Raw genomic sequence first — 26,339 nt, 5'->3', positions numbered from 1 at the left:
AGAAACACTCTTGAAGTTGGATTTTTTTGGGATTGATTTCCAATAACCTTGTTGTGCATATGTACAAAAGCAGGTGAAAAATATGGATATTGAAAAAACAAGATGTAATTTAGCTTTCATACGCATAGGGCATAAGTAGAATCAAAAATAGCCTTTTTTTATTTTCTTTATTTGTGGAAACAATCCAAGGTATCTCTAAGTTCATCAACACTTCTTTTCAGACTGCGGTTACCATTGGCACTTTTGATGGAGTGCATCTAGGCCACAGAAAGATATTGGAACGCCTCATAAATAATGCCAAAAGCACAGGATTAAAGTCCACAGTGCTTACTTTTTTTCCTCACCCAAGGATGGTATTACAAAAAGACACTGATATAAAACTGCTCAACACTTTGGATGAAAAAACACAGATTTTGGATTCTTTGGGTCTCGATTATCTGATTGTACACCCTTTCACCAAAGATTTTTCCCGGCTCTCTGCTACCGAGTTTGTACGCGATATTTTAGTCAACAGTCTAAAAACTAAAAAAATCATTATTGGTTATGACCATCGGTTTGGCCGAAACAGGAATGCTAACATTCAAGATTTAATTGCCTTTGGCAACACCTTGGATTTTAATGTGGAAGAAATTCCCGCTCAAGAAATTGATGAGGTTTCCGTGAGTTCTACAAAAATCAGGAATGCACTATTAGAGGGAGATATTACCACAGCAAACAATTATCTTAACTACCCATATATGTTAACCGGGACCATTCAAAAAGGAAAGGGACTTGGTAAACAATTTGGATTTCCAACAGCAAATCTACATATAACGGAAACATATAAACTTATTCCCAAAAATGGAGTTTATGTGGTGAACAGCAAGCTAGCTGACAGGGAATATTTTGGAATGATGAATATTGGATTTAACCCCACGGTTTCAGGTACAACAAGAAGTATAGAAGTCAACTTTTTTGACTTTGACGGTAATCTATATGATAAAAAATTGCAAATAGATATTTTACATCGCATTCGTGATGAACATAAATTTGATTCGGTTCAAGAATTAAAAGAACAACTAAAAAAAGACAAGGAACAGTCCTTAGTTCTAATTTCAAAGTAAGATGTTGAACCAGTTCCTCTATAAGAAAATAGACAATGCCCAACTTGTTGTTTTCAGGATGTTTTATGGATTATTGGTAGCTGCAGAATGCTACGGCGCAATTGTAACCGGTTGGGTGCGGAAAACTTTGGTAGAACCCAAATTCACATTCTCTTTTATTGGTTTTGAGTGGCTACAACCCTTATCGGGAAGTGGCATGTACCTTTATTTTGCCATAATGGGCACTTTAGGGCTCCTGATTACGGTTGGGTATAAGTATAGGTATAGTGCTTTTGCCTTTGCTTTAATGTGGACAGGGGTTTACCTAATGCAAAAAACATCATACAACAACCATTATTATTTGTTGATGCTCTTGGCATTCATTATGGCCTTTTTGCCTGCAAATCGAGATTTTTCATTGGATGCCCTTCAAAATCCAAAATTTCGTTTACACTCCATGCACAATTGGGTTAGATGGATCATCATTTTACAATTGTTTATTGTGTACACCTATGCCTCTGTGGCAAAATTGTATGGAGATTGGTTAGATTTCAGCATCATAGAACTTTTAATGAAGCCCAAAAGCGATTATATCCTAATCGGTGATTTTCTACAACAAAAATGGGTGCACAAAGTAGTAGCATTTTTTGGCATATTTTTCGATTTATTAATTGTTCCGGCCTTACTTTGGAAACCTACGCGCAAGATCGCATTCATATGCTCTATATTCTTCCATTTGTTCAATAGCATCGTGTTTCAAATAGGCATTTTCCCCTATCTGTCTTTAGCTTTTATAATATTCTTCTTTCCACCGCAAACCATAAGGAGCATTTTTTTAAAACAAAAGGAAGTTGTTATTGATCGTGTTGTTCAACCACCAAAAAACAAAAACTGGGTACTTGGCATTTTGGGGATCTATTTCATTATGCAATTTTTTCTACCATTAAGACATCATATAATAAAGGATGATGTACTATGGACCGAGGAAGGCCACCGGCTGAGTTGGAGAATGATGTTGAGAAGTCGTTCGGGCATAGTACAGTTTAAAATTCTCAATAAGAAAACTGGACAAAGCAATACAATTGACTTAGCTGATTATCTCACTCAAAAACAGCGGAACAGAGTAGCTTGTTATCCCGATTTTATTTGGCAGTTTGCCCAACATCTAAAAAAGGATTATGCTTCTAGAGGACATGATATTCAAGTTTTTGTGAGTAGTAGAGTAAGGGTCAATAAAGGCAAATACCATGAATTTATAGATCCAACAGTAGATCTGACCCGTGTTCCCTGGAAACATTTCTCTCACAATGAGTGGTTAAGACCTTCAAAAAAATAGGTCTACCAAAGCATACAATAAATCAAAATCATCCCTTTGTTAAAATAGTTCTTTTCTCCGGACTTATCTTCTATAAATTTGCACTAAATCATTACCCAAAAAGCTAGGTTCAAACTTGGCCCCTCCCCAGCAATCACAATGTAATCCATCCATTTAAACAGTATAACAAATTAAGGTGCATTAAGAAGAAATTTAACTGGAATATAGAAGAAAATTGATGATCTTGTAAATGTAACTTCTTACCAATTATTTTGATACGCTTCTAAATATTTTTCACTTTCATCAATGAATTTCCTTAGAATTATGGAACTATTTACAAAAACCATTTCTGTTAACTTATTACTACTCTTTTCTATTTGTTTTTCTGCCATATCCCAACAAAAAAAAAGCTTAGAGGATTCTTCAATCCCTATAATTGAAAAAGTATATCTGCATACAGATCGCTCCAATTATGCAATAAATGAAGACCTTTGGTACAAAGTCTATGTTACTTATGCATATTCGAATACCATCTTAGATCATAGTAAAGTATTGTATGTTGAGTTAATTTCCCCAGACTCTAAAGTAATAGCTCGTAATATTACACGTTTAGACCAAGGTCTGGGGAACGGAGATTTTTCACTTTCCGAGCTTGATGGTTTTAAGGCCGGCACCTATCAGTTGAGGGCTTACACCAATTGGACACGAAATTTTGGCAAGGATTTTATTTTCACAAAGGAAATTAAAGTCGTTGATTTAGGCGCAACTGTTCCCAACAAAGGAGTAGGTCAGCAACCAAATTTGGCCACAAAACAAAAATCTTTTGCTTCAACAGATAAAGTTGACTTACAGTTTTTCCCCGAAGGAGGTTCTTTATTGGCTGGTGTAACATCAAAAATTGCTTTTAAGTCGGTTGACCAATATGGAAATCCCATTGAAATCAATGGAAATATATTTGATGAAAACGGAAATCTTTTAACAACCTTTTCGAGTTTACATAATGGGATGGGGATCTTTATTTTGAATGAGTTGAAGCCACAAAATCTTTTCGCAGAATTTTCAATAAAAAACGATACGACCAAAATAAAAAAAGCTTTGCCTAAAGTGTTAGAAGAAGGGTATCTTCTTGGTATAAATGAACGCAAGGGTAAATATTATATCTCTCTAAAGACAAACAAAAAGACTTTTGAGAAAAACCCAAGAGAGCAACTTACCTTAGTGGCTTCCACTAGGGGCATTACATATTTTGAAGGTTCACAAGCACTACAATCTCCAAACCTGACTTTTGTGTTGCCTGCTCAAGATTTTCCTGAAGGCATAACGCAAATCACATTATATGATGAGGCCATGAAACCTCACAGTGAACGTCTTGTTTATATTCACAAGGAACCAAGTGCCAAAGTAACACTGTCCATTGATAAAACAGCTTATACGCCAAAGCAAAAAGTGAACTTGACCGTAACTTCCAAAACCACTGAAGGACAAATCATCCCGGCCAGTTTTTCATTAGTTGTAAAAGAAAGTAATGGGACAAACAAATCTCTTTTGAATAGTAATATCTGTTCGTATTTTTTAATGGAGTCTGATATTAAAGGAAAAATATTCAATCCGGGAAACTATTTTGATGTTTCCAATCCTAAACGTTTTGCACAAATGGATTTGTTATTATTGACTCAGGGATGGCGTGATTTTTTGTGGAAGAGTATTCCTGAACCCATATCAAAAGAATATTATAAGGCTGAGAAAGGTATTATAATCTCTGGGAAGGTGAAAAGAACCGGAAAAAACAATAGAAATCAATATAAAATAAATATGGCCCTTACCAAAGAAGGTGATATTTTCATGAATGACGTGGATGCCCTCCCTACTGGAGATTTTATCTTTGACCCCATTAACTTTAATGGACATGCTTCCCTTTTATTGAATAGTCAAAACCAAAAAAAGGAGAATGCAGGAAATTTGGAGTTATATCCTATTTGTCAAGACACCTTAGCAATTGACCATATTTTTTTCTCATTCACCACATTAGATGAAGGGAATCTTTTTAAACAACAATTAATTCAAAAAAACATGAATTATGGTGTTAGTAGTGGCAATCAATTGGATGAAGTGGTAGTTACCAGTAAAAGGAATGTTGAAGAAAAGAAGCCAAAAACTAACTCTATAGGGAACGCAGATATTGTGAGAGTTCTGGATGATCGCACCCCGAGTTTTAGGTCACTGTTACAACTTATTCCATATGCAGTTCCAGGTACCGTTCAAAGTGGAAAGAGCATTCGGTTCAGTAGGTTTAATGACCCTGCTTTGATTCTTATGGACGGGCTTCAAATAGATTCTGATATATTGGGGGATATAGTACCCGATGATGTAGAGCGCATTGAGGCCATTACTGGTCCGGGTGGAGCAGTCTACGGGCAACAAGGAGGAAATGGTGTAATTATGATTTTTACCAAGCCCGGTGCTCGAAACCGGGCTTTTAAAAAGAAGTCTTATACCGTAAGCCAATTGGTTCAAGGGTTCTACAATGCCCGAAAGTTTTATGCCCCTAATTATGGAGATCCGACCACACTGGATTTTAATAAAAGAGATCTGAGAAATACCATATTTTGGGAACCCTATGTCCACCCTAATGAAAATGGAACCGCAAAACTTTCCTACTACAATAGTGAAGCTAGTAATTCAATAAATTTGGTTTTGGAGGGAATTACCGAAACCGGTCAACCTATTGTGGTAAGAAAAAGCTATGAGGTCAATCAATAAAAGTAAAGGCGATTATCTTCTCTGTATTCTTTTTTGATAAAGCCATTATTTTGCTATGACAACAGCTGTAGCTTTCTTAGTTACTTCTCCGTTTATTTTTTAAATCTCCAGTAAACGTTCTCTGCAGGATAAATGAACCAAAAACCATGAAAAATCCCGCTAAAAAATTAGCGGGACTTCAAGTTAAAGAGCAACTAACCAACTCTAAACTAAACCAAATTTTAATCTTTATGTTTGAATACTCACTCAACTAAAGAAGTAAATACACAAAGCATAAAACTATAGATTATTCTATACTAGAAGCTGCAAAGGTGAATTCATCAAAATTGGCAGTTGTTCCTCCACCTATGGAAGAAATAGCAACTACTCTTACATACCTATAATGCGTTGCCACCTCAGGAATTTCCACCTCAAAAGTTGGATTGGCATTATTAGTAACATCCAATAATTTCACCCATCCCTTCGCGGCAGCATCAGTTTCCCAATCTGCAATGGGACCAGCATCAATGTCAGCGGTATCACCCTGACCAAGGTCATTTGTGGCCCAAATCTGATAGGCCGCTGGACTTCTGTCACCACAACAACCAGATCTTTCGTCTAAACGAAAACCTCTGAGTTGTGCCGTAACACCTAAATCAAAACTCATAACAAATGGGTATTTATCAGCATTATCCGTATCTCCTTCACAACTGTGCCAAAATTCCCCTGTGGCGCCATTGGTCAATCTTTCATAGGTAGAGCCATAACACCCATCTGTCGCATCAAAAGGTAATTTAAGAGCACTTATCAGGTTATAGTCTAGAGCAAAACTACTTGGAAAGTTGCTCTCCAGCGAATTGGATTGAAATTCCTCAATAGCATTTTCCGTGGGTTTATATGACCCAGAAACGCCTATCAGTCCTCCCAATTTATAACTATCAATAACAACTTCTGATACATTGTTGGGCAAATCCATTTGCTGCATTGCACCATCTGCGTCTTCATAACTTAAAATAGAAGATATTAGTCCATCCAATGGGTCCGAAAACTGCAATGTTACATTCTCCGAGGTAGCTCTTGCCTGAGTAACCGATCGACTAAGCAATGTAGCTTGATATTTTTCCCCGTAAACTCTAAATGTCACTTCTTTTTGAATAGAACTGTTTCCATTATCGTCTTCCAAAACGACCTTATAAGAATAATCCCCCTCATCAAGGTTAAGATCAAATTGCAGTGTATTGTCCACCAAACTGCTCCTATCCACATTAAATTCATGAACAGCATTCTTATCAAGGTCAAGAATTTTTCCTTTACTTATTTTTGGATCCGCGTTCACAGTAACATAAAAACGGCTTTGATCAACACCTAAAGGAACCACAATCACGGTATCAGGTGTTCCAATATATATTGTTTCGCCATCCTTTGTAAACTGGTCAAAAGTCTCGTTCTGGGTTTCACAACTTATTATAATAAGTACCAAACCAAATGAGAACATTCCAATTTTAGCTATTAAATTTTTCATTTTATATTTTTATATTTTTCATCAAATACTGATTTTATCATTAAGCCATGGTTAAATAGACCATTATAGACTATTGCTCAATCTGCCCATAAAATTCAAGTTCCATGACATGGGTGAAATTGGTTCCCGACCAGTTTTCAAAAACCACAAAACGGATAAAGCGTACCGGAGGTGCCTCTATAGGAAAATTAAATTCAAATCCTGATGCACCAAGGGCCTGATCTTCGGCACTGTTTGAACCCAAAGGAGCCCCTGACGGCTTAATTACCTCTCCATTTTCAACCAATCTGGTCCAACCATCTAATGAAGCTCCATTGTCCGCAGGAATTTCATCTATCCCCCATACTTCAAAATACCTAGGATCTCCATGTCCAAATGGTGTATTACAGCAATCCCCTTGTCGAGGCCAAAATTTGAACCTACTGAGTTTGGCCGTAACACCCATATCTACAGAAAACATGTGATATCCTTCTGTGTATGGAGGCACAACAGTTCCAGGGTTGGCCTGATCCGTGTGAAATCCTGCACCAGTTGCTACGCCATTGAAAAGATTGTTCAACGTCCAGCCAAATGCACTCTCTTCATCTCCTGTCAACGCTTTACCGCTCATGGCCAACCTATCCAATACTATTTCTTCAAATGGCTCCACATCAGCCTCGTACAAAGAAGCTATATTGTCCCATCGATCAATCACTTCCACACCAAACCTTGTCAATACGGGTGGAAAGCCCCTAAAGTTGTAAAATGTATTTTGTCCATCTTCAATAAAAGCTGATTGTTGATATACCCTTTGTCCATTTTCTATGGTATAGAGTAAAAACTCAACCTTTGCGCCGTCTTCATTATTGTATGTAAGCCTTGGGCCTCCAAAATCTTGAACAAGTTCAATGCTTTCAAAAATTTTCTTCAAAGGTGATTTCTCCGGATTGATCGTAACACTCACAGCGGTAGATTTATTTTCACTACGGTCAACTGCGACCAAGCTTACCTCAACGGATTCCGTGGTATTAAGTCCTTCTACGGTTACAAAATCTTTGAAAATGGAAGATCGCGTGCTGACTGGTAGGCCATTCCGTTCGTAAGTGGCCTCAACATACAACACGTCCTCATCTGAAGGTATTTTATAACTTATTTTAGCGCCTCCGGACAAATTTTGTACAGACAAATCAGAAACTTCACCAGGAATGGTGCTATCCGTTACAAGAGGGCCTCTTTCCTCTTCATCGCATGATATTAATGCCATAAGAAGCAGTAATACCAATATTGGAAAATTAGCAACTATCTTTTTCATTTTATCTATGTTTTTAAAGTTTAATAATTCTACCATCCCGGATTTTGAATCAATCTATCGTTCGTAATAATATCCCTCTCCGGAATAGGCCATAGGTAATCCCTACTTTGAAACTTATAGGTCCCCACGCTTATTACATTGTAAAATGCCCCGGGAGTTTCACCATCAATATTCCATCCCAAAATATCAGTATTTAAGAATTCAGGTGCTCTTTTCCATCTTCTTATGTCCCAAAAGCGTTGTCCTTCAAATACCAATTCAATCATACGTTCATCATGAACAATATCTCTTAGACCATCCTTGGTTGTAGGTTTAGCAGGATTATTGGATGCTGCGGCCCATGAATCCACAACACCATCCAGACCAGCACGGTTTCTAACTCTATCAATCCATGAATGAGCCTCACTTGTATTACCAGATTCGTTAAGTGCTTCAGCATACAGTAAGTAAAGGTCAGCTAAGCGCACAACCGGAAATGGGTAGGCTCTCAGACTATAGCCAGTGGCCCCTCCTGTTCTTTGAACATTTTCATAATAGACCAGTTTTTTAGCCCAATACCCTGACGCAGCAAAGCGCTGCGCATCCAGTTTCCCAGACTTTTGGTCGGCCAAAGCTTGTGGAAACAATAAATTGGTGTCATCTTCCCTGCCATGCCCCATCCATGTACCTCCATCAAATCCAATTGAGGCATAAAATCTTGGTTCTCTATTAAAATGCAATTTTGCTGTCTCATGTCCAGTTGAAATATTGTACAAATCATCAGCTGTTGCGGTAATAACATCATATCTTCCCGCAAAATCGTAGCTTGTATCTTCATCTATGGGTACACCATTTTCAGAATAGAACATTTCGGCTATCTGCAACGGGGGAGACCACCACGACTGAACACTTTCTCTATTTTCACCGGTTAATCCAGTTGCAATTTTTGCCTGAGCCCAGTTTTGTAGGGTAGCTACCGTTTCTCCAGATGCTCCCCAAATAATTTCAGGATTCCATCTTTCGGTAATAGATCCTCTTATACTCAATTTGGTAATTGTAATATCTGCCCATGTAGGAAGAGGATCGTCAAATTGGTACAGTGAATGTCCATTGGCTTCAGCAAGTTGTATGGCCTGTTGGCAGGCTTCAGCAGCCCTTACCCATTTGTCCTCACTATAAGTGGTACTGATAAGTTCATTACCATCACTATCCAAAAAACTAGAATAGTCGGCATTACCATTAAAAAGAGGGCTGGCAGCTGTAACCAATACCCTGGCCTTTATAGCCGCAGCAATTGGTGCAGTAATCCTACCCAATTCAGCTCCCTCATCAGCGATTGAAGCAGGTAAGTCCGCTATGGCCTCATCCAACAGTTCAACAATATAATCCGTTACTTCTTCTACCGAATTACGTGGTACCCTTACCGCATCTACTCCTTCACTTACCTCAATATTTTCTCGAACAAGGGGAATAGGGCCATACATGCGCATTAAATAAAAATGATAGTATGCCTTCAAAAATTTGGCCTCCGCTATCCATCTTATTTTTTCATCCTCTGTAAGGTTAAAAGGTTTGTCCACATTTTCCAAGAAAATGTTACAATCTCTAAGTGCAATAAAGAGGTTACTTACACTGCCTGTTCCCCAATACCCCATTAATGGGCTAGAAACTGTCTGGCCTCCCTGCGCCAGTATGGCCGAAGGCCAATTTCTTGAAACGTTTGTATTAACAAATATCTCGTCACCGCTACTCAGTGCAGGGTTGGCATTTGCGTTTTCATATGCTGGCAAATACCCATAAAGGGTTGCCAAAAAGCGTTCAGCGGAGTCCCTTGTCTCAAAGGCATCTTCTATTACTGCAATGTTTTCCGGAACTACATCAACGTAATCTGAGCATGCCATTGTGTTCAATATCAACAAAATGGTCATCAGCCCTTTTAATAGTCTTATTTTCATGATTCTCTTTTTCTTAAATTGATTTAATGATTGCATCACGTACGCTATTAAAACCCTAGTTGGATTCCTAAGTTAAATACACGTTGCAAAGGATAGTTTAAACCTCTACCTCCCAATTCAGGATCCCACATTTTGAATTTACTCCATGTAACCAAGTTGGTCCCTGAAAGGTATATCCTGAATCTTTGCACACTATCATTGTTAAGTGCATCGGCCAAATCGTAGCCCAGTTCTACTTGTTTTAGCCTTAAGAATGAGCCATCGCGCAACCACCATGTACTGCTCTGTACATTGTTTTGCACAATTTCTGTAGATAATCTAGGCCATAAGGCATATACATCCCGGTTCTCCTCAGACCAATGACTATCTGCATAAGCCTGGAGAAGTCCGTTTTCTGAAAGAAGCCCATTACCTGTGGATACTATAATATCATCATTCTGTTGTCCAACAAGGCTGTTTATAAATGGTCCTGTACGCACAGGGTCTATAAAGAAGGAGGTTTCGGCCAATCCCTGAAAGAAACAGCTAAGATCAAAATTCTTAAACCCTCCTGATAGACCAAATCCATAAGTGATCTTAGGAATTGTAGGTTTTCCTATTGGAGCTGCATCAGCCTCAAAAGTTATCTGGCCATCTCCATTCAAATCTTTGTACTTGATGTCTCCACCGCCATAATCCACTCCTGGCGTTCCAAATTGTATAGGTGAGTTTAGGGCTTCTTCATCATCAACAAACAAACGCTCTGCTATAAAACCTTGCCTAACATTTACATTGTTACCTATGTTAGAACGCCATGGTGTGCCAACACCATCATAATTTGGTTCTTCAAAAACAGTAAACTCATTATCACTATAAACAAAAGTGGCCCTACCCTGCAACCAAGCACCATTATTAAAAGAATGGTTAATGTCCAAAGATGCATCTATACCTTTTTGCGTTACTTCACCTACATTTGTCTGTATAGTAGTCTGCAATCCAAGGGTTGTTGGAATATCAGTTCTGGTTTGTAAAATATTGGATCTCTTGTCTTGGAATATATCTGTTCTAAGTTGAACTGCATCATCAAACAAATTCAACTCTACACCAATATTGGCTTTTTCCGAAGTTTCCCAAGTAACCTCCGGGTTGGCATATCTTGAAATAGAGACACCATTTATCCCTTCACTGAATTCAGTTCCAAAAGTATACCCTCTTCCTGGACTGTCTATATTGACTTCTGACAGGTAGAAAAAGCGATCACTTCTTGTGTTTCCAATTCTATCATTTCCAACCCAACCATAAGATGCTCGTAATTTAAGCCTGCTTATTACTTTGGATTTAAAAAACTTTTCATTTGAAACCAGCCAACCTGCACCAAAAGAAGGAAAAAACCCAAAACGATTACTTTTTGCAAATCGTTCTGAGCCATTATATCCAAAATTTGTTTCTAAAAAGTAGCGGTTGTCATAGTCATAATTGTACCTACCTGCCAATGTCAAGTTCCTACTTGGAAGTGATAATTGCACCGTACCAGCGTTTCCATCCAAAAACTCACGTGCAGTAAACACTAAAAGTCCGCTTACATTGTGTTTTTCATTAAAGGTGTTGTAGTAGTTAACAGCGGCTTCCATGTATATCACGGAATTATTTACGCTATCTTCAAAACGACGTTCCAGCTCCAAAGATTCATTACCTTCAACTGTCCTCGCCAATTGGTATTCACCTGTATTGGAATCAGAGTTTAATACCCTATAAAAATATGGGAGATATGATCTTCTATTCTCAAAGTAAGACGTATTGTTGAAGTTTCCTAAAAAACGTGCACTCAGACCAGTTAAAATGGAACTAAGGTCTTGTTTGAATTCTAGCTGCACCAAATTCAACTGTCTTCTATAATCTCTGTAACCTCTTTGAAGTTCTGCATAGGGATTAAACCATGCAGCCAGATTATTTCCGTTGGAAGTGCCCAACCTTGGACCTTGGTCATTTCCAAAGAGAATATGAGGCACTCCTTCTAATGAAGGGTCTGGCTCAAAAACAGCTGGAAACCTAACAGGACTAGTCCGTACCGCGGCATTATAGATGTTGTTTCCTCCTTGCAAAGGACCTCTATAATCATCTATTGTTGAATGCAGTCTCACAATCATCTCCGTATTCTCATGTAGGTCTACATTGACATTGGACCGGAGCAAAAAACGATTCAATTTAATGTTATTACTAAAGCTATTTTCTTTGTTGACTTTTAAAATACCTTCGTCGTTGTTAATTGATCCAGCAACATAATATCTTACTTTATCTCCTCCTCCTCTTACATTAAGGTTGACACGCCTAGAAATGGAAAAATCCTGAAAAAGCTCATCAAACCAGTTTATTGCAGGGTATATATTTGGATTTAGGCCCCTTTCTGTGGAAGCAATTTTTTCTTCGGTAAAACTTGGGAACCTTCCTCTAGTCCGATCGGCTTCATTTTGAAGGCGCATATGGGTAATGGGATCGGCCAAGTCAACTATCTGCACAGGTGCACTATACGAATTTTCAACTCTAAAATTGATAACGGGTTTTCCTTTTACCCCTGTTTTTGTGGTTACAAGGATAATACCATTGGCGCCTCGCGCTCCATATATAGCTGTAGTTGTTGGATCTTTAAGCACCGAAAAACTTTCAATATCATCTGGTTGTAACCTGGCAAGGTCATCCGCGGTCAGTTCAACACCATCTATTAGAATTAAAGGTCCATTCTGTCCATTAAAGGATGCTACTCCACGAACAAAGAACTGGGCATTGTCCTCACCTGGCTCACCACTTGTTTGAAACGACACAACCCCTGACAATCTACCTGCGAGCGCCGTTGTAAGGTTACTAGATGGAATTTTTAGTTCTGCTGGTTTTATAGAAGTCATAGCTCCAACAACTGCTTCTTTCTTTTGAGTACCAAAACCTACCACTACCACTTCATCAAGACCAGCAGCATCTTCTTGCATGTTTATGGTCAAGGAAGTTCTATTATTGATTCCAACTTCTCTGGTTGCAAAACCTAAATAAGAGAAGACCAATATCGCGTTTCCATCAGCCACATTTAATGTAAAGTTTCCATCAAAATCGGTCAACGTACCATTTACAGTTCCTTTTTCGAGCACATTGGCACCGGCCAATGGTACTCCTTGATCATCTGTAATTGTTCCAGAAATGGTAAACTGTGGAACATTTCTGATGTCCTGTAGTTGGACTCCCTTAGAAATTGGCGCTATTTTAGGAGCTTCCCTTCTTAATATTATTTGCTTGTTGAAAATTTCATAAACAATATCAGTACCATGGAACAATCTTTTAAGGATTCTGGATATCCTCACGTTTTTTCCTTTGAAGGTGACCCTTCTATCTACGTTTATTCTTTTTGTATCTATAAAAAATTTGAACTCTGTCAATGACTCAATCTCATCCAGTGCATCTCCCAAAGTTACCTGGGTAAAATCCAGAGAAATTCTTGTGTTTTGGGAATATGTACTTGCATTGATTTGAAAAAAAACCGCTATGAGTAGTATGGTGGTTATTTTCATTTTAAGGTCGTACTTGAAGGCAATCATGGGACGCCCAAGTATTATTGGTTTTTTCATATTTTTGTGTTGCTTTGTTTGGTTATTTATTTAATCGAACATCTTTAAAATCAGGGGAGTGTTCCTAGCATTCCCCTTTTTTGTATCTGATCAAATTGATTGGTTTTGTTTTTCGTTTTCACATAGGCGGTTAGTTTTTAGGTTTTATTATTACTTCATTATTTATTATCTCATATTTGATTCCAAAATTTCTACTAAACGTCTCCAAGACTTCTTCAATATTTTCAATATCAAAAGCAGCACTGAACGTGTTTTCATCAAATACTTCATTACTATTTACAATGGAAACATTGTAATGTCTTTCCAATTTTTTACGAATATCCTTAAAGGGCATATCTCTAAAAATGAGTTTTCCTTGCATCCAAGCCGTATGAATATTTGTGTCAACTTGTTTTGAACTGAATTCCCCCTGTTCCTTGTTCCATACTCCCATTTGCTCCGGTTCAATATCAAATGACGTTTTTGAATCATACCTATCAGAAGCATCATACAATTTAACATGCCCCGATACCAAAACAGTATTTACACTTACATCTTCTTTATATGAAGACACATTGAAATTAGTACCTAACACTCTTACGTTTACCTCCCCTGCATGAACTGTAAATGGATGTTCTTTATCCTCAATGACATCAAAAAATGCCTCTCCATCTATAAAAACATCTCTATTTTTCCCCTTTAAAAATTTGATAGGGTATTTTAAAGATGACCCAGAGTTCAAATGCACCATGGTTCCATCAGAAAGCTCTATTCTAAATTTTTTCCCGTAAGGGACATGAAGTTCGTTATAGACAAGTTTTTCAATATCTGTATTCTCTTCGTAGGTAATCCCCCCATCTTTTTGTACTGCAAGGGTACGTCCATTTTCATCTGTTATTTGAGAACTCCCATCTTCATGGATTACCTTTGTCTTTCCACTTTCTAACTGCAGTGTAATAGCCTTTTCTTCTATTTCTATCAATGGGGATGGAGATAATTCCTTTCCATTGTTTAGCCATAGTAAATAACCTAGGCCTATAAAACCAAGGAATACAGCTGCATATCCAAAAAATGCATTACGTCTTTTTCTTAAAGCATTTCCACTTCTATCCCTTAATGATTTTTTGGATAAAAAATCCAAGTAAGCAGCTTTTGGGTCTATATCAACATACTTAATGGATAATAAATATTCAACCTCAACAGATTCTTTGTACTTTTTCTTGGTTTTCTCATCCGAAAGTAGATCGATAAGATTATCCAGTTCTTTCTCTGTCAAACCACCTTGTCGAAAACGTTGTAGTAAAATTTCCAGTTTTTTGTCTGTCATATTGACTTTATCTAGAACTATGACTCATTATTTAATGATTACCCTACACTTTTTTTAAACTTTTTTTAATATTTGTTAATATTTGTTAATAACAATCATCTTCATTCTGAAAATTTGCCCATAGAAAAGGAAATATTGACGGTAGGGTTAAAGAGAGGCGACGAAAGAGCTTATAAAAATCTTTATGAGCTTTATTATAAGAGCTTGGTTCAGTATTGTTATGCCTTAACAGGTGATGTTCATCGTGCGGAAGATATTGTACAGAACGTCCTTATAAAAATTTGGCAGACCAGAGATAAAATTGAAATCACAACATCTTTAAAGAGTTACCTGTACCGTGCAGTGTTCAATGAATTTGTAAAAGATGCAGGCATAATAAAGAAAAAAGAAAAATTGCTTTTAGAGCTGAAACAGGAAGTACTAGGTCAAGTGGTTGATATGGATCGTGAAATAATAGAGAAAAAAATAAAACTCTTGGAAGAAGCAATTGACCAATTACCAAAAAAACGGAAAAGAGTCTTTTTACTTAGTAAAAAGGAAGGCTACAAATACAAGGAAATTGCTACAGAGCTTGGCCTTTCGGAAAAAACAGTTGAAAAACATATTAGTCGTGCTATAAAACAAATTAAAAAAATAGTGTATCATGATTCCCCGAAAATATTTCTCTTGTTTTTAAAAAAGCACCTGCTTGGCTTCAAAATAGGTAATGCTTGATTTAATGGCAATAGCCTTATACTATGATATAGGTTAACCTTACTTTAGTCAAGTTACTTTTGTGTTGTTCATTACATTGAATTCATTTTATCAGATTCAATTAAATGCTTACCTCGTTTTATTGTAAGATACCCTAAATTTGCAGCTCTAATAAAAACCCATGCTTCAATTACAGACCATTCGGGAGAATAAAGAAAGTATCGTTACCGCACTTAAAAAACGAAATATTGATGCGGAACCCATCCTATGTGCAATTTTGGATTTAGATGAAAAAAGGCGCTCTATCCAAACCGAATTGGATGGCACTTTGGCGGAGTCCAATAGATTATCCAAAGAAATTGGTCAGCTTTTTAAAGTTGGAAAAGCACAGGAAGCCAATGCCATAAAAGCGCAGACCGCAGGTCTCAAAGAAACATCAAAACAGCTGGGTGAAGATTTAAATGCCACCACGGCCGCACTTCAAGAGCACTTGTATCAAGTGCCTAATATCCCTCATCAATCAGTTCCGTCAGGCAATACTGATCAAGACAATGAAGAGATTTTCCGTGAAGGGGAAATTCCATCCCTTTCAGAAGATGCATTACCCCATTGGGAGTTGGCAAAAAAGTACGACATCATAGATTTTGAGCTTGGTGTAAAAGTTACAGGAGCTGGGTTTCCTGTATATAAGGGCAAAGGTGCTCGGTTACAACGTGCACTGATTTCTTATTTTCTGGATAAAAATACAGAAGCTGGGTACACCGAGGTACAACCTCCGCTCATGATAAATGAGGCTTCAGGATATGGAACGGGGCAGTTACCTGACAAAGAAGGCCAAATGTATCATATACAGGCAGATGATTTGTATTTAATTCCCACAGCTGAAGTCCCCATTACCAACTTACATAGAGGTGACATGGTTTCCCAAGAGGATTTTCCAATAAAATATACTGGATATACCCCATGTTTTAGAAGAGAGGCTGGAAGTTATGGAGCTCATGTTCGAGGCTTAAATCGTTTGCACCAATTTGATAAAGTTGAAGTGGTTCGCATTGAACATCCAAACAACTCATACCAAGCATTGGACCAAATGGTAGAGCATGTCAAAAATATTCTTAGGGAATTGAACCTCCCATATAGGGTTCTTCGTCTTTGTGGAGGGGATTTAGGTTTTACCTCTGCACTTACCTACGATTTTGAAGTGTTTTCCACAGCCCAGGACAGATGGTTGGAAATAAGCTCGGTTTCCAATTTTGAAACCTTTCAGGCAAACAGGTTAAAGCTTCGTTTTAAAGATGAGAATGGAAAAAGTCAGTTGGCACACACTCTAAATGGAAGTGCATTAGCTTTACCTAGAGTTTTAGCTGGAATCCTAGAGAATTATCAAACCCCAAATGGTATTAAGGTTCCTGACGCTTTGGTTCCCTATTGTGGGTTTGATGAAATCAAGTAAACCCTTCAGAAAAATATATTGTAAAAATAAAACTATCGAGAGCTGAACACTTCTCGATAGTTTTTATGTTGGATTTTATCCTACTCCTTGTTAATTACAGCCATGATCTTGACATCCCTGAGGCACAATATCAGAATCCTGATTATTATTGGCATCTTTTACAGTTATAACACCACCGTTACAACCAAAACTCAAGGTTACTGACGAGGAAAATGTAGTGGTAAGCAGACTGCCGCCTTGATACCATTTATAAGGACCTGTACCTCCCATCACCGAGGCATCAACCTGTCCATAAGGCCCAGTTCCACACCAAGAAAGGGATATACTTGCAGCTTTTGCCGATTCCAAAGAATTAATTTCCGATGGAGCATCATTAGCTAATAAAGATGGGGCAGATTCAACATTCTGTGCAGTAACAAATGTAATTAGAGTTAATGCAAATAATGCAATCATAAATTTACTTCTTGTTTTCATGATAGTGGGGTTTAAATATTAATATCCATTAAAATTATGTAATAATTTTCCTACATACATAAATATATTGTTAAATGATTATTAAATCCCATTATATGATCAATACGAGTTCCGAGTCGCTCGTTTAAAAATAAATCACTTATTTGGACTTGCTTAACATCAACCGGCATTTTTCTACGTTATATTTGAAATAAAACAACGAATTGCGACACTTCATATTTCTTATTTCATGTTTTATACTTCAGGCTAGCTATTCTCAAGAAGATTTTCTGGCCAAACAGTATTTCAATAATGGAGATTATGAAAAAGCCGTAGTCTTTTATGAAAAATTGGTTCAAAAAAACCCAAGACGCACAGATTATTCAGAGGGATTGGTGGCCTGTTACCAACAATTGGAACGATATACTGAAGCTCAAGACTTTCTTTCAAAAAAAATAAAGGAAACTTATGCCTTCCCAACATTTTTTATAGAATTGGGCTATAATTATACTTTGCAAAACCAGCCAGATCAGTCTACTATTTATTATGATAAGGCCATTCAAAAAATAGAAGAAAATCCAAACTTTGGTTATAGTGTGGGATATCGGTTTCAAAAATATGCACTATTGGATTATGCCATTGAGGCCTATACCAGAGCTATGGCACTGAAGCCAGATTTAAATTACGATTTTCAGTTAGCAAGAATCTATGGAGAACAGGGCAATATTGAAAAAATGTATCAGTCCTATCTAAATCTAATTGTAGAAGGCAGAACCTCCCGCTCCAACGTTCTTAGGAATCTGGATGACTTTATTTCTGAAGTTCCATCCAATGCCAATAACATTTTACTACGAAAAGTACTACTACAAAATGCCCAGAAAAACCCTGATATCTTGTGGAATGAGCTATTGAGTTGGCTTTTCATTCAGCAAAAACAATACAAAAGTGCATTTGGGCAAGAAAAAGCTATCTATAAGCGTTCCGAAGGAGCTTCATTGGATCGCCTCAATAACCTGGGACAAATTGCCATGGAAGACAAAGACCATGAGTCTGCAGCTTCCATTTATAAATTCATGATAGAAAATAGTAATGACCCCGTCACCAAACTAAACGCCGAACTTCATATTATTGATATTGAACTTGTAGATGCCAATGACAAAAAATTGGATGCTGTTGAAAAAAAATTCAATGAGTTAGTTAGGGAATATGGAAATGATAGTAGAACACTCCAATTGCAAATTGCCTACGCCAATTTTCTAACTTTTAAGAAAGAAACTGCAACTCCTGCCATTGCAATGTTAAAAGAAAGTTTGAAGCTTCCTTTGGGACGTATGGGCGTTGCATATGTAAAAATGGCTTTGGGCAATATTTTGGTGTTTGATCAAAAATTCAATCAAGCATTAATTTATTTTACTCAAGTCCAAAAAAGCCTAAAAAATGATGTGCTGGGTCAAGATGCCCGTTTTAAAGTAGCTCAGACCAGTTTTTACAAAGGTGACTTCGATTGGGCACTCACACAACTAAAAGTGCTTCGTGGTTCCACTTCTCAACTAATTGCAAATGATGCCATGCAATTGAGTCTTTTGATCTCTGACAACTCACTTGAAGACTCCACCCAAACCGCTCTAAAAAAATACGCACGAGCCGATCTTTTGGCTTATCAAAATAAGAACAAAGAATCCATTGAGGCATTGGAAGACATTTTACAACACCACAAGGGAGAAAAAATAGAGGATGAAGCTTTGTTGAAACAGGCGCAACTTTTAGAAAATCAAAAATCTTTTTCTGACGCCGAGTTCAATTATAAAAAAATAGTAGAATTTTATGCTGATGGTATTCTAGCTGATGATGCCCATTTTGCTCTAGGCGAATTGTACAGGACCAAATTGAATCAACAGGAAAAAGCAAAAGTTCATTACGAAAAAATAATCTACAACTACCAGGACAGTTACTATTTTCCAAAGGCTCGCAAGCATTTTAGAAGACTCAGAGGTGATGCAATCAACTAATTCTTTGTTACTTTGATTCGTTAAACAAAATTAGATGCTTATTTATAACGTTACTATAAATGTTGATGAAAGTGTTCATGACCAATGGCTATTATGGATGAAAGACAAACATGTTCCAGATATGCTGGCCACAGGAAAGTTTTCCCATGCCAAAATGGCAAAGGTATTGGTTGAAGAAGATATGGGAGGTGCAACCTATTCCGTGCAATACACCACAAAAGATCGCGAAACCCTGGAATTATACTATATAGAAGATGCCGAACGACTTCGGGGTGATGCCTTAAAACTGTTCGCAAACAAATTTGTGGCATTTAGAACAGAGCTTGAAATTATCAGCCAACAGATAGCCTAACAAGCAAGGGCTTCAAAATCGCCAAAATTGAAGATCAAACTAACTTTCAAAAAAGTCTCGTGTCCAAAAAAAACAAGAAAAAGTTCTCCAAAAGTAAAAACGGGAATATCAATGGAGCGGTAAAGGCTAAAAAGCATCTAGGCCAGCACTTTTTGAAGGACGAATCCATTGCTCAAAAAATTGCAGAAACCCTTTCACTTAGTGGCTATACCAATGTTATAGAAATTGGCCCGGGAATGGGAGTTCTTACCAAATATCTCTTACAAAGGGATTTAGATTTGGTCGCCATGGACCTAGACGAAGAATCAATTGTTTATTTGAATCATAGTTTTCCGTTGGAACATGCGGCAATTTTGGAAAGGAACAATAGATTAAATGTTATTGAGGCCGATTTTCTAAAGTTCGATTTGAAGCAATTGTACGGAGATGAACAATTTGCGATAACTGGAAATTTTCCTTACAACATCTCCAGCCAGATTGTTTTTAAAATGCTGGAAATACGGCAACAAATTCCAGAGTTTTCCGGAATGTTCCAAAAAGAAGTTGCGCAACGTATCTGCGAAAAACCAGGGAGTAAAACCTATGGAATTCTGTCTGTACTCACACAAGCTTTCTACAATGCGGAATACTTATTTACGGTTCCACCAGAGGTATTTGATCCTCCGCCCAAAGTACATTCCGGAGTTTTGCGCCTAACTCGGAAAAACGATATCATCCTTCCTTGTAATGAGCAATTGTTTTTTAGAGTGGTAAAGCTTGCCTTTAACCAAAGACGCAAGACCATTCGCAATAGTCTTAAAACTTTCAACCTATCTAAAAATCTAAAAGAAGATACTATCTTTGACCAGCGTCCAGAGCAGCTAACCGTTGCCGATTTTGTAGCGCTAACACAGAAGATAGCAGATGACCCCGTTTAAACTCACAGACGAGCTTATAGCAGACATTAAACTGTTGATCACCGAAAATAAGAACGGTGACCTTCGGTCAATGATGAAAGAATTCCACTATGCGGATATTGCTGAAATTGCTGATGAACTTACCGTAGACGAGGCCACCTATCTCATTAAACTCCTCGACAGTGAGAAAACCTCTGATATTCTCGCTGAAATGGATGAAGATATCCGGGAAGCAGTTTTGAACAACCTTTCAGTGAAAGAAATTGCCGGTGAGCTGGAAGAATTGGACACCGATGATGCTGCGGATATTGTTAGTGAGCTCCCCAAAGAGATTATCCAAAAGGTCATTTCTGAAATTGAAGATAAAGATCACGCCAAGGATATTGTTGACCTTTTGCGTTACGATGAAGATTCTGCAGGAGGTCTCATGGCAAAAGAGCTTGTGAAGGTTAGGGAAAACTGGAACGTGCTTACCTGTGTAAAAGAGATGCGTGCACAAGCTGAAAATGTTACTCGGGTACATTCCATTTATGTGGTGGATGATGAAGAAAAACTAAAAGGAAGGCTCTCTTTAAAGGACCTTTTGACCACATCTACAAAAACACACATCAAAGATGTGTATATCTCAAAAGTAGACTCTGTAGATGTCAATGAAAAGGCTGAGGAAGTTGCTAAGATCATGTCAAAATACGATTTGGAAGCCATTCCCGTAGTAGATGAAATTGGCAGATTGGTGGGTAGGATTACCATTGATGATATTGTAGATGTTATTAAAGAAGAAGCCGATAAAGATTATCAAATGGCTGCAGGTATATCTCAAGATGTAGAAGCCGATGATAGCATCTGGGAACTTACTCGAGCACGTTTACCTTGGTTAATTTTAGGTTTATTTGGTGGGCTAGGTGCTGCTGCTATCATGGGTGGTTTTGAGGAAATGATATCCAAACACGCCATTCTGTTTTTCTTTACCCCATTAATTGCAGCCATGGCCGGAAATGTTGGCGTACAATCCAGTGCGATTATCGTACAAGGACTTGCCAATGACGACCTAAAAGGAAGTATCAGTAATCGGCTTATCAAAGAGATGCTGCTTTCTTTACTAAATGGGCTTATATTGGCCTTACTGCTTTTGATATTTACTTGGATATGGAAGGGTGATTTCCTAACTGCTCTGGCCATCTCCATTTCTCTGGTTGCTGTTATCATTGTAGCTGGAATTATTGGCACATTTATTCCATTGTTTTTAAATAAAAGGGGAATTGACCCCGCTATTGCTACGGGTCCCTTCATTACTACCAGTAACGATATTTTTGGTATTCTGATCTACTTTTGGATCGCTAAAATCATTTTGGGCATATAATTTCTAACACCTATGAAACCTATCAACATAAAACAAAAACATGCGGAGTTTACCAAGCAATGGCACCCTCACCAAATAGCATTGGTTAATGATATGCAAGTACTTTTGGCAAAGTTAGAGGGAGAATTTGTTTGGCATGCCCATGAGCATGAGGATGAACTGTTCCAAGTAATCAAAGGAACACTTTATATGCAATTTAGGGATAGGACAGAAATAATAAATGAAGGTGAAATTATTGTGGTACCTAAAGGAGTTGAACATAACCCCCTTACCAAAAATGGAGAGGAAGTACATGTCCTCCTTTTTGAAAAACTGACCACAGCTCATACTGGCGACGTTCAACATGAAAAGACGCAAACGGATTATCCGAAAATTTAAGGAATTGTATATTTAGCTTCATGAAAGTTCTCCACCTAGATACCAACCACCCCCTACTCCTGGAACAGCTTTCCCAACTGGGATTTGAAAATGATGAAGATTACACATCTTCTAAAGAAGACGTGGAAAACAAGATTCATTTGTATGATGGTATTATTATCCGCAGTCGATTTACTTTGGACCAACAATTTTTGGACAAAGCCACCAATCTCAAATTTATAGGAAGAGTTGGGGCTGGACTAGAAAACATTGATACGGAACATGCAAAACACAGAGACGTGTTTTTGGCTTCTGCACCTGAGGGCAATAGAAATGCGGTTGGTGAACATACCTTGGGCATGCTGTTATCTCTCATGAACAAAATGACCAAAGCCAATCGAGAAGTAAAAAAAGGCAAATGGAATCGTGAAGGTAATCGCGGTGTAGAATTAGATGGAAATACCATAGGCATTATTGGTTATGGCAATATGGGAAAAGCCTTTGCAAAAAAGCTTCAAGGTTTTGATGTCGAAGTAATCTGTTACGATATTGTGGGGGGCGTTGGCGATGAAAATGCCCGTCAGGTTGGAATCATGGAATTACAGCAAAAATCTGATGTGATCAGTTTACACGTACCGCAAACCGAATTAACGGCAGGAATGATCAATTCAGAATTTATAGACAAGTTCCACAAATCTTTTTGGCTTCTGAATACAGCACGAGGAAAGTGCGTAGTCACTAAAGATTTGGTAAAAGCGCTCAAATCAGAAAAAATATTAGGGGCAGGATTGGATGTCTTGGAATATGAAAAGAAGTCGTTTGAGAATATGTTTACGCAAAAACCCAAGGCTTTCAAATATCTTCGAAAGGCCAAAAATGTGCTATTAACCCCCCATGTGGCTGGTTGGACATTACAAAGCAAAGAAAAGTTGGCCCAAACCATAGTGGACAAAATCCAGGGTAGATTTTGTTAAATTTAGTGGGTGAAAAAGACCGTCTTTGTTTTTTCAGCACTCATTGTGGCACTTTTGGTGCTTTTCCAATTGAGTAAATATTCTTATGTCTCTGGCGATTTTTCTATTGAGGTGGCCATTGCCACTGTAGCAGTTGTCTTTTTCATAATAGGAGTTTACGTCAACAGAAAATCCTTGAGTAAAAAATCCACTTCTACACAATCTATTGATTTAAAAAAGATTGATTACCTGGGCATAAGTAAAAGAGAATACGAAGTATTGGTTCATATGTCAGAAGGGTTATCCAACAAAGAGATTGCTGATAAACTTTTTATATCTGAAAGTACCATAAAAACACATGTATCCAGTCTCCTTTTAAAACTGAATGCCAAACGTAGAACTCAAGCAATCCAAAATGCAAAAAATCTACGAATATTGAATTCGTAGGCAATTTTTAATCCCAATATCCATAAAATTGGGGTGGTTTGTCCTTCCATAAAATATTATTTAAAATAATTCTAAATAAATTTTGCCCAAGAAAATTTGAGGTTTACATTTGCGCCGAAATAAATTATTTGAATTAAGTCTAAATTAAAATAAATGAAAAACCAACTAACCTTTATCTTGTTTTTTATTGCCACTTCTCTCTCTTTTTCTCAAAATGGAAGTATTAAAGGGTCAATAACAGATAACGCACAAACGCCATTACTAGGGGTTAATATTCTTATAGGTCATTCAACCCAAGGAACACAAACGAATGAAAAAGGGCAGTTTGAAATTTTGAATGTAGCGGATGGAAATTATACACTCATTGTTTCATACATCGGCTTTAAAACCCGAGAAATTCCCATTAACATTTCCAATGGCAAAACTCAAGAAATTCCATCGATTATTTTGTACGAAGGAAATGAGATTCTTAGAGAGGTTATAGTTGAAGGAGAACGCAGGAACAAGTTCTCAAGAAAAAAAACGGCATATGTTGCCAAACTGCCTCTCAAAGATTTGGAAAACACCCAGGTATATAGCACCATAACTTCAGATTTGTTGACATCTCAAGTAGTCACAAACTTTGAAGACGCGCTTAAAAATGCAGTTGGTGTAGAAAAATTATGGACTTCTACCGGACGTGGAGGAGATGGCGCAGGTTATTACTCGCTCCGTGGATTCTCCGTACAACCTCAATTGGTCAATGGTATACCGGGTTTGACCAACGGCACCATCAATGCCGCCAACATTGAGCGTATTGAAGTGATAAAAGGACCCTCAGCAACACTTTTTGGTAGTGCAGTTACTTCGTATGGCGGACTCATCAATGTGGTAACCAAAAAACCGTATGTAGGTTTTGGCGGTGAACTTTCCTTTACTTCTGGTACTTATGGTTTTAATCAGATCAGTGGTGATTTCAACACCTCTTTGGACAAGGAAAACAACATCTACTTTAGATTGAACACTTCCTATGCAACGGAACAAAGCTTTCAGGATGCAGGTTTTAGAAAGTCATTTTTTGTGGCTCCCTCACTTTCTTATCGCGTAAATAATAGGTTATCCTTTTCATTTTATGGAGAAATCTCACAGGCGGAACAAACCAATCCCATGTTTTTGTTCTTAAATCGAAGCGCACCCACACAATCGGCAAATTTGGATGAACTTGCCTATAACAATAAGCTTTCTTTCACCAGTAACGAGCTTACGCTTCAAAATCCAACCCAAAACTATCGCATAGAGATGGATTACAAACTTTCCGATACATGGCAATCACAGACCATTCTATCGAAGAGTTCCACTTCTACCAAAGGGTATTATTCTTACCTGTTCGATTTTGGAGTTTTGGGCAATGATACCTTCTCCCGTTTTATTAGCAAGCAAAATTCCAACACCCAGACCACGGATATTCAACAGAATTTTATTGGGGATTTTAAATTGGGAACTTTACGAAACAGGCTTGTATTTGGCATAGATTATTTTAACTCTACCATGACAAGTAATGACAGTGGCTATGCCTTTTATGGAAACATAACCCCGGAAGGGGGTTCCAGCGGTGATAATCCATTTACACCAGATGTTGAAACCACGCCATACCCATTGTCCACTTCAGGTGTTGATGCCGTTTTGGAATCGCAGGGAGTTGCTAATGTGAAATCCAAAAACCATATCTATAGTGCCTATGTTTCCGATGTGCTGAACATTACCCCTTCACTTTCCGCTATGGCCGGCATTCGATTGGATATTTTTGACAATGAGGGTGATTTGGCCAATGTAGATGATGATTACGATCAGACTACATTCTCTCCAAAATTTGGAATTCTATACCAACCTATTCTGGATAAATTGTCCCTTTTTGCGAACTATCAAAATGGATTTACCAATGTAGCACCTGAATTGGTGGGAGACCCTAACAGCGGACCACAAACATTAAAGACTTTTGACCCCGAGCAGGCCAATCAATTGGAGTTTGGTTTTAAGACCAACCTATTTAGCAATAGATTTAATGCAACGGTAAGTTATTATGATATTAAAGTTACCGACCGTGTGATTACAGACCCCTCGTCTCCATTTAATAAAATTCAGGGTGGTGAAGTGAAAAGTAGCGGCATTGAAATTGAAATTAATGCCAACCCTGTAAAAGGACTTAACATTAGAGCTGGATATAGTAACAATGATAGTGAAACCACAAAATCTGATAATGCTGAAATATTGAACAGAAGGCCTTTGGACGCCGGCCCTGAAAACTTATATAATTTTTGGGCCAACTATGAATTCCAAGAAGGAAAATTGGATGGATTTGGATTGGGATTGGGCTTTAATGGCGCAAGCGAACGCTTTGCCATCAATTTTGCTTCCACCGGGGAGTTTATTCTTCCCAGCTATACCGTGGTAAATGCTTCTGTTTTCTACCAAGTGGATAAATATCGCATTGCATTAAAACTGAACAATGCACTTAATGAGGAATATTATAAGGGATGGACAACTATTACCCCGCAAATGCCCAGAGCTTTATATGCCAATTTCACCTATAAATTTTAAGTCATTCAGC

General features: G+C 37.7%; 19 protein-coding genes. 13 read left to right on the top strand and 6 right to left on the bottom strand.

The window, feature by feature from the left end:
- Positions 1-173 precede the first annotated feature (173 nt).
- The 3 genes from CRO15_RS05310 (at position 174) to CRO15_RS05300 (ending at position 5,157) form a co-directional block, all read left to right on the top strand.
- Positions 174-1,103 carry a bifunctional riboflavin kinase/FAD synthetase gene (locus tag CRO15_RS05310; RefSeq protein WP_097044711.1) on the top strand — a complete coding sequence of 310 codons (930 nt, stop codon included), beginning with the start codon at positions 174-176 and terminating at the stop codon, positions 1,101-1,103.
- Position 1,104: 1 nt separating this feature from the next.
- Positions 1,105-2,418 carry an HTTM domain-containing protein gene (locus tag CRO15_RS05305; RefSeq protein WP_097044710.1) on the top strand — a complete coding sequence of 438 codons (1,314 nt, stop codon included), beginning with the start codon at positions 1,105-1,107 and terminating at the stop codon, positions 2,416-2,418.
- Between the two features lie 303 nt (positions 2,419-2,721).
- The gene (locus tag CRO15_RS05300; protein ID WP_165769913.1) at positions 2,722-5,157 is read left to right on the top strand and encodes a TonB-dependent receptor; all 2,436 of its coding nucleotides are present in this window, start codon (positions 2,722-2,724) and stop codon (positions 5,155-5,157) included.
- Positions 5,158-5,443: 286 nt separating this feature from the next.
- On the opposite strand, the gene CRO15_RS05295 is transcribed toward CRO15_RS05300, so the two are convergent.
- The 5 genes from CRO15_RS05295 to CRO15_RS05275 all read right to left on the bottom strand — a co-directional run bounded on the left by CRO15_RS05295 (position 5,444) and on the right by CRO15_RS05275 (position 14,779).
- Positions 5,444-6,658: a DUF4998 domain-containing protein gene (locus tag CRO15_RS05295; RefSeq protein ID WP_097044708.1), complete on the bottom strand. Its 1,215-nt coding sequence runs from the start codon at positions 6,656-6,658 to the stop codon at positions 5,444-5,446.
- Positions 6,659-6,728: 70 nt separating this feature from the next.
- Positions 6,729-7,949 carry a DUF5000 domain-containing lipoprotein gene (locus CRO15_RS05290; protein ID WP_165769912.1) on the bottom strand — a complete coding sequence of 407 codons (1,221 nt, stop codon included), beginning with the start codon at positions 7,947-7,949 and terminating at the stop codon, positions 6,729-6,731.
- A 29-nt stretch (positions 7,950-7,978) separates the two neighbouring features.
- On the bottom strand, positions 7,979-9,883 hold the full coding sequence (locus CRO15_RS05285; protein WP_165769911.1) for a RagB/SusD family nutrient uptake outer membrane protein: 1,905 nt from the start codon (positions 9,881-9,883) through the stop codon (positions 7,979-7,981).
- A gap of 47 nt (positions 9,884-9,930) precedes the next feature.
- Entirely contained in the window at positions 9,931-13,473 is a 3,543-nt protein-coding gene (locus CRO15_RS05280) for a TonB-dependent receptor (protein WP_207763816.1), read from the bottom strand.
- A gap of 130 nt (positions 13,474-13,603) precedes the next feature.
- Positions 13,604-14,779: a FecR family protein gene (locus tag CRO15_RS05275; protein WP_097044705.1), complete on the bottom strand. Its 1,176-nt coding sequence runs from the start codon at positions 14,777-14,779 to the stop codon at positions 13,604-13,606.
- 114 nt (positions 14,780-14,893) lie between these two features.
- On the opposite strand from CRO15_RS05275, the gene CRO15_RS05270 reads away from it, so the two are divergent.
- Positions 14,894-15,493 carry an RNA polymerase sigma factor gene (locus CRO15_RS05270; protein ID WP_165769910.1) on the top strand — a complete coding sequence of 200 codons (600 nt, stop codon included), beginning with the start codon at positions 14,894-14,896 and terminating at the stop codon, positions 15,491-15,493.
- Positions 15,494-15,653: 160 nt separating this feature from the next.
- Positions 15,654-16,925, top strand: a complete 1,272-nt coding sequence (gene serS, locus CRO15_RS05265) for a serine--tRNA ligase (protein WP_097044703.1) — start codon at positions 15,654-15,656, stop codon at positions 16,923-16,925.
- 90 nt (positions 16,926-17,015) lie between these two features.
- Here the strand turns inward: serS and CRO15_RS05260 are convergent, their stop codons facing one another.
- The gene (locus CRO15_RS05260; RefSeq protein ID WP_097044702.1) at positions 17,016-17,399 is read right to left on the bottom strand and encodes a hypothetical protein; all 384 of its coding nucleotides are present in this window, start codon (positions 17,397-17,399) and stop codon (positions 17,016-17,018) included.
- A gap of 203 nt (positions 17,400-17,602) precedes the next feature.
- Between CRO15_RS05260 and CRO15_RS05255 the strand changes: the two genes are divergently transcribed.
- From CRO15_RS05255 to CRO15_RS05220, 8 genes are all read left to right on the top strand, one after another.
- Positions 17,603-19,387, top strand: a complete 1,785-nt coding sequence (locus tag CRO15_RS05255) for a tetratricopeptide repeat protein (protein ID WP_243396903.1) — start codon at positions 17,603-17,605, stop codon at positions 19,385-19,387.
- A 34-nt stretch (positions 19,388-19,421) separates the two neighbouring features.
- On the top strand, positions 19,422-19,739 hold the full coding sequence (locus CRO15_RS05250) for a DUF4286 family protein (protein ID WP_097044701.1): 318 nt from the start codon (positions 19,422-19,424) through the stop codon (positions 19,737-19,739).
- Between the two features lie 59 nt (positions 19,740-19,798).
- Positions 19,799-20,656: a 16S rRNA (adenine(1518)-N(6)/adenine(1519)-N(6))-dimethyltransferase RsmA gene (gene rsmA, locus CRO15_RS05245; RefSeq protein ID WP_097044700.1), complete on the top strand. Its 858-nt coding sequence runs from the start codon at positions 19,799-19,801 to the stop codon at positions 20,654-20,656.
- Positions 20,643-21,995, top strand: coding sequence for a magnesium transporter (mgtE, locus tag CRO15_RS05240; RefSeq protein WP_097044699.1), 1,353 nt, complete (start codon positions 20,643-20,645; stop codon positions 21,993-21,995). Before rsmA ends, mgtE begins: the two co-directional genes overlap by 14 nt.
- A 12-nt stretch (positions 21,996-22,007) precedes the next feature.
- Complete coding sequence (locus tag CRO15_RS05235) at positions 22,008-22,373, top strand: cupin domain-containing protein (RefSeq protein WP_097044698.1); 366 nt, start codon at positions 22,008-22,010, stop codon at positions 22,371-22,373.
- Positions 22,374-22,393: 20 nt separating this feature from the next.
- On the top strand, positions 22,394-23,326 hold the full coding sequence (locus tag CRO15_RS05230) for a 2-hydroxyacid dehydrogenase (RefSeq protein WP_097044697.1): 933 nt from the start codon (positions 22,394-22,396) through the stop codon (positions 23,324-23,326).
- A 9-nt stretch (positions 23,327-23,335) separates the two neighbouring features.
- A complete protein-coding gene (locus CRO15_RS20005) occupies positions 23,336-23,752 on the top strand; it encodes a response regulator transcription factor (protein WP_097044696.1) in 417 nt (138 codons plus the stop codon).
- Between the two features lie 153 nt (positions 23,753-23,905).
- Positions 23,906-26,329, top strand: coding sequence for a TonB-dependent receptor (locus CRO15_RS05220; RefSeq protein WP_097044695.1), 2,424 nt, complete (start codon positions 23,906-23,908; stop codon positions 26,327-26,329).
- Positions 26,330-26,339 lie beyond the last annotated feature (10 nt).

It is taken from the genome of Flagellimonas pacifica (assembly GCF_900215465.1).
Classification (GTDB): Bacteria; Bacteroidota; Bacteroidia; order Flavobacteriales; family Flavobacteriaceae; genus Flagellimonas; species Flagellimonas pacifica.
Note: the sequence above shows the minus strand (reverse complement) of the source record. Positions and strands in the feature narration are given on the sequence as shown.

Excerpts from the sequence above, each read along its gene's own strand:
- CRO15_RS05280 (WP_207763816.1), bottom strand. The coding sequence starts at position 13,473 with ATGAAAAAACCAATAATACTTGGGCGTCCCATGATTGCCTTCAAGTAC.
- CRO15_RS05300 (WP_165769913.1), top strand. The coding sequence starts at position 2,722 with ATGGAACTATTTACAAAAACCATTTCTGTTAACTTATTACTACTCTTT.
- serS (WP_097044703.1), top strand. The coding sequence starts at position 15,654 with ATGCTTCAATTACAGACCATTCGGGAGAATAAAGAAAGTATCGTTACC.
- CRO15_RS05305 (WP_097044710.1), top strand. The coding sequence starts at position 1,105 with ATGTTGAACCAGTTCCTCTATAAGAAAATAGACAATGCCCAACTTGTT.
- CRO15_RS05290 (WP_165769912.1), bottom strand. The coding sequence starts at position 7,949 with ATGAAAAAGATAGTTGCTAATTTTCCAATATTGGTATTACTGCTTCTT.
- CRO15_RS05275 (WP_097044705.1), bottom strand. The coding sequence starts at position 14,779 with ATGACAGACAAAAAACTGGAAATTTTACTACAACGTTTTCGACAAGGT.
- CRO15_RS05260 (WP_097044702.1), bottom strand. The coding sequence starts at position 17,399 with ATGAAAACAAGAAGTAAATTTATGATTGCATTATTTGCATTAACTCTA.
- CRO15_RS05250 (WP_097044701.1), top strand. The coding sequence starts at position 19,422 with ATGCTTATTTATAACGTTACTATAAATGTTGATGAAAGTGTTCATGAC.
- CRO15_RS05230 (WP_097044697.1), top strand. The coding sequence starts at position 22,394 with ATGAAAGTTCTCCACCTAGATACCAACCACCCCCTACTCCTGGAACAG.
- CRO15_RS05295 (WP_097044708.1), bottom strand. The coding sequence starts at position 6,658 with ATGAAAAATTTAATAGCTAAAATTGGAATGTTCTCATTTGGTTTGGTA.
- mgtE (WP_097044699.1), top strand. The coding sequence starts at position 20,643 with ATGACCCCGTTTAAACTCACAGACGAGCTTATAGCAGACATTAAACTG.
- CRO15_RS05285 (WP_165769911.1), bottom strand. The coding sequence starts at position 9,883 with ATGAAAATAAGACTATTAAAAGGGCTGATGACCATTTTGTTGATATTG.
- CRO15_RS05235 (WP_097044698.1), top strand. The coding sequence starts at position 22,008 with ATGAAACCTATCAACATAAAACAAAAACATGCGGAGTTTACCAAGCAA.
- CRO15_RS05220 (WP_097044695.1), top strand. The coding sequence starts at position 23,906 with ATGAAAAACCAACTAACCTTTATCTTGTTTTTTATTGCCACTTCTCTC.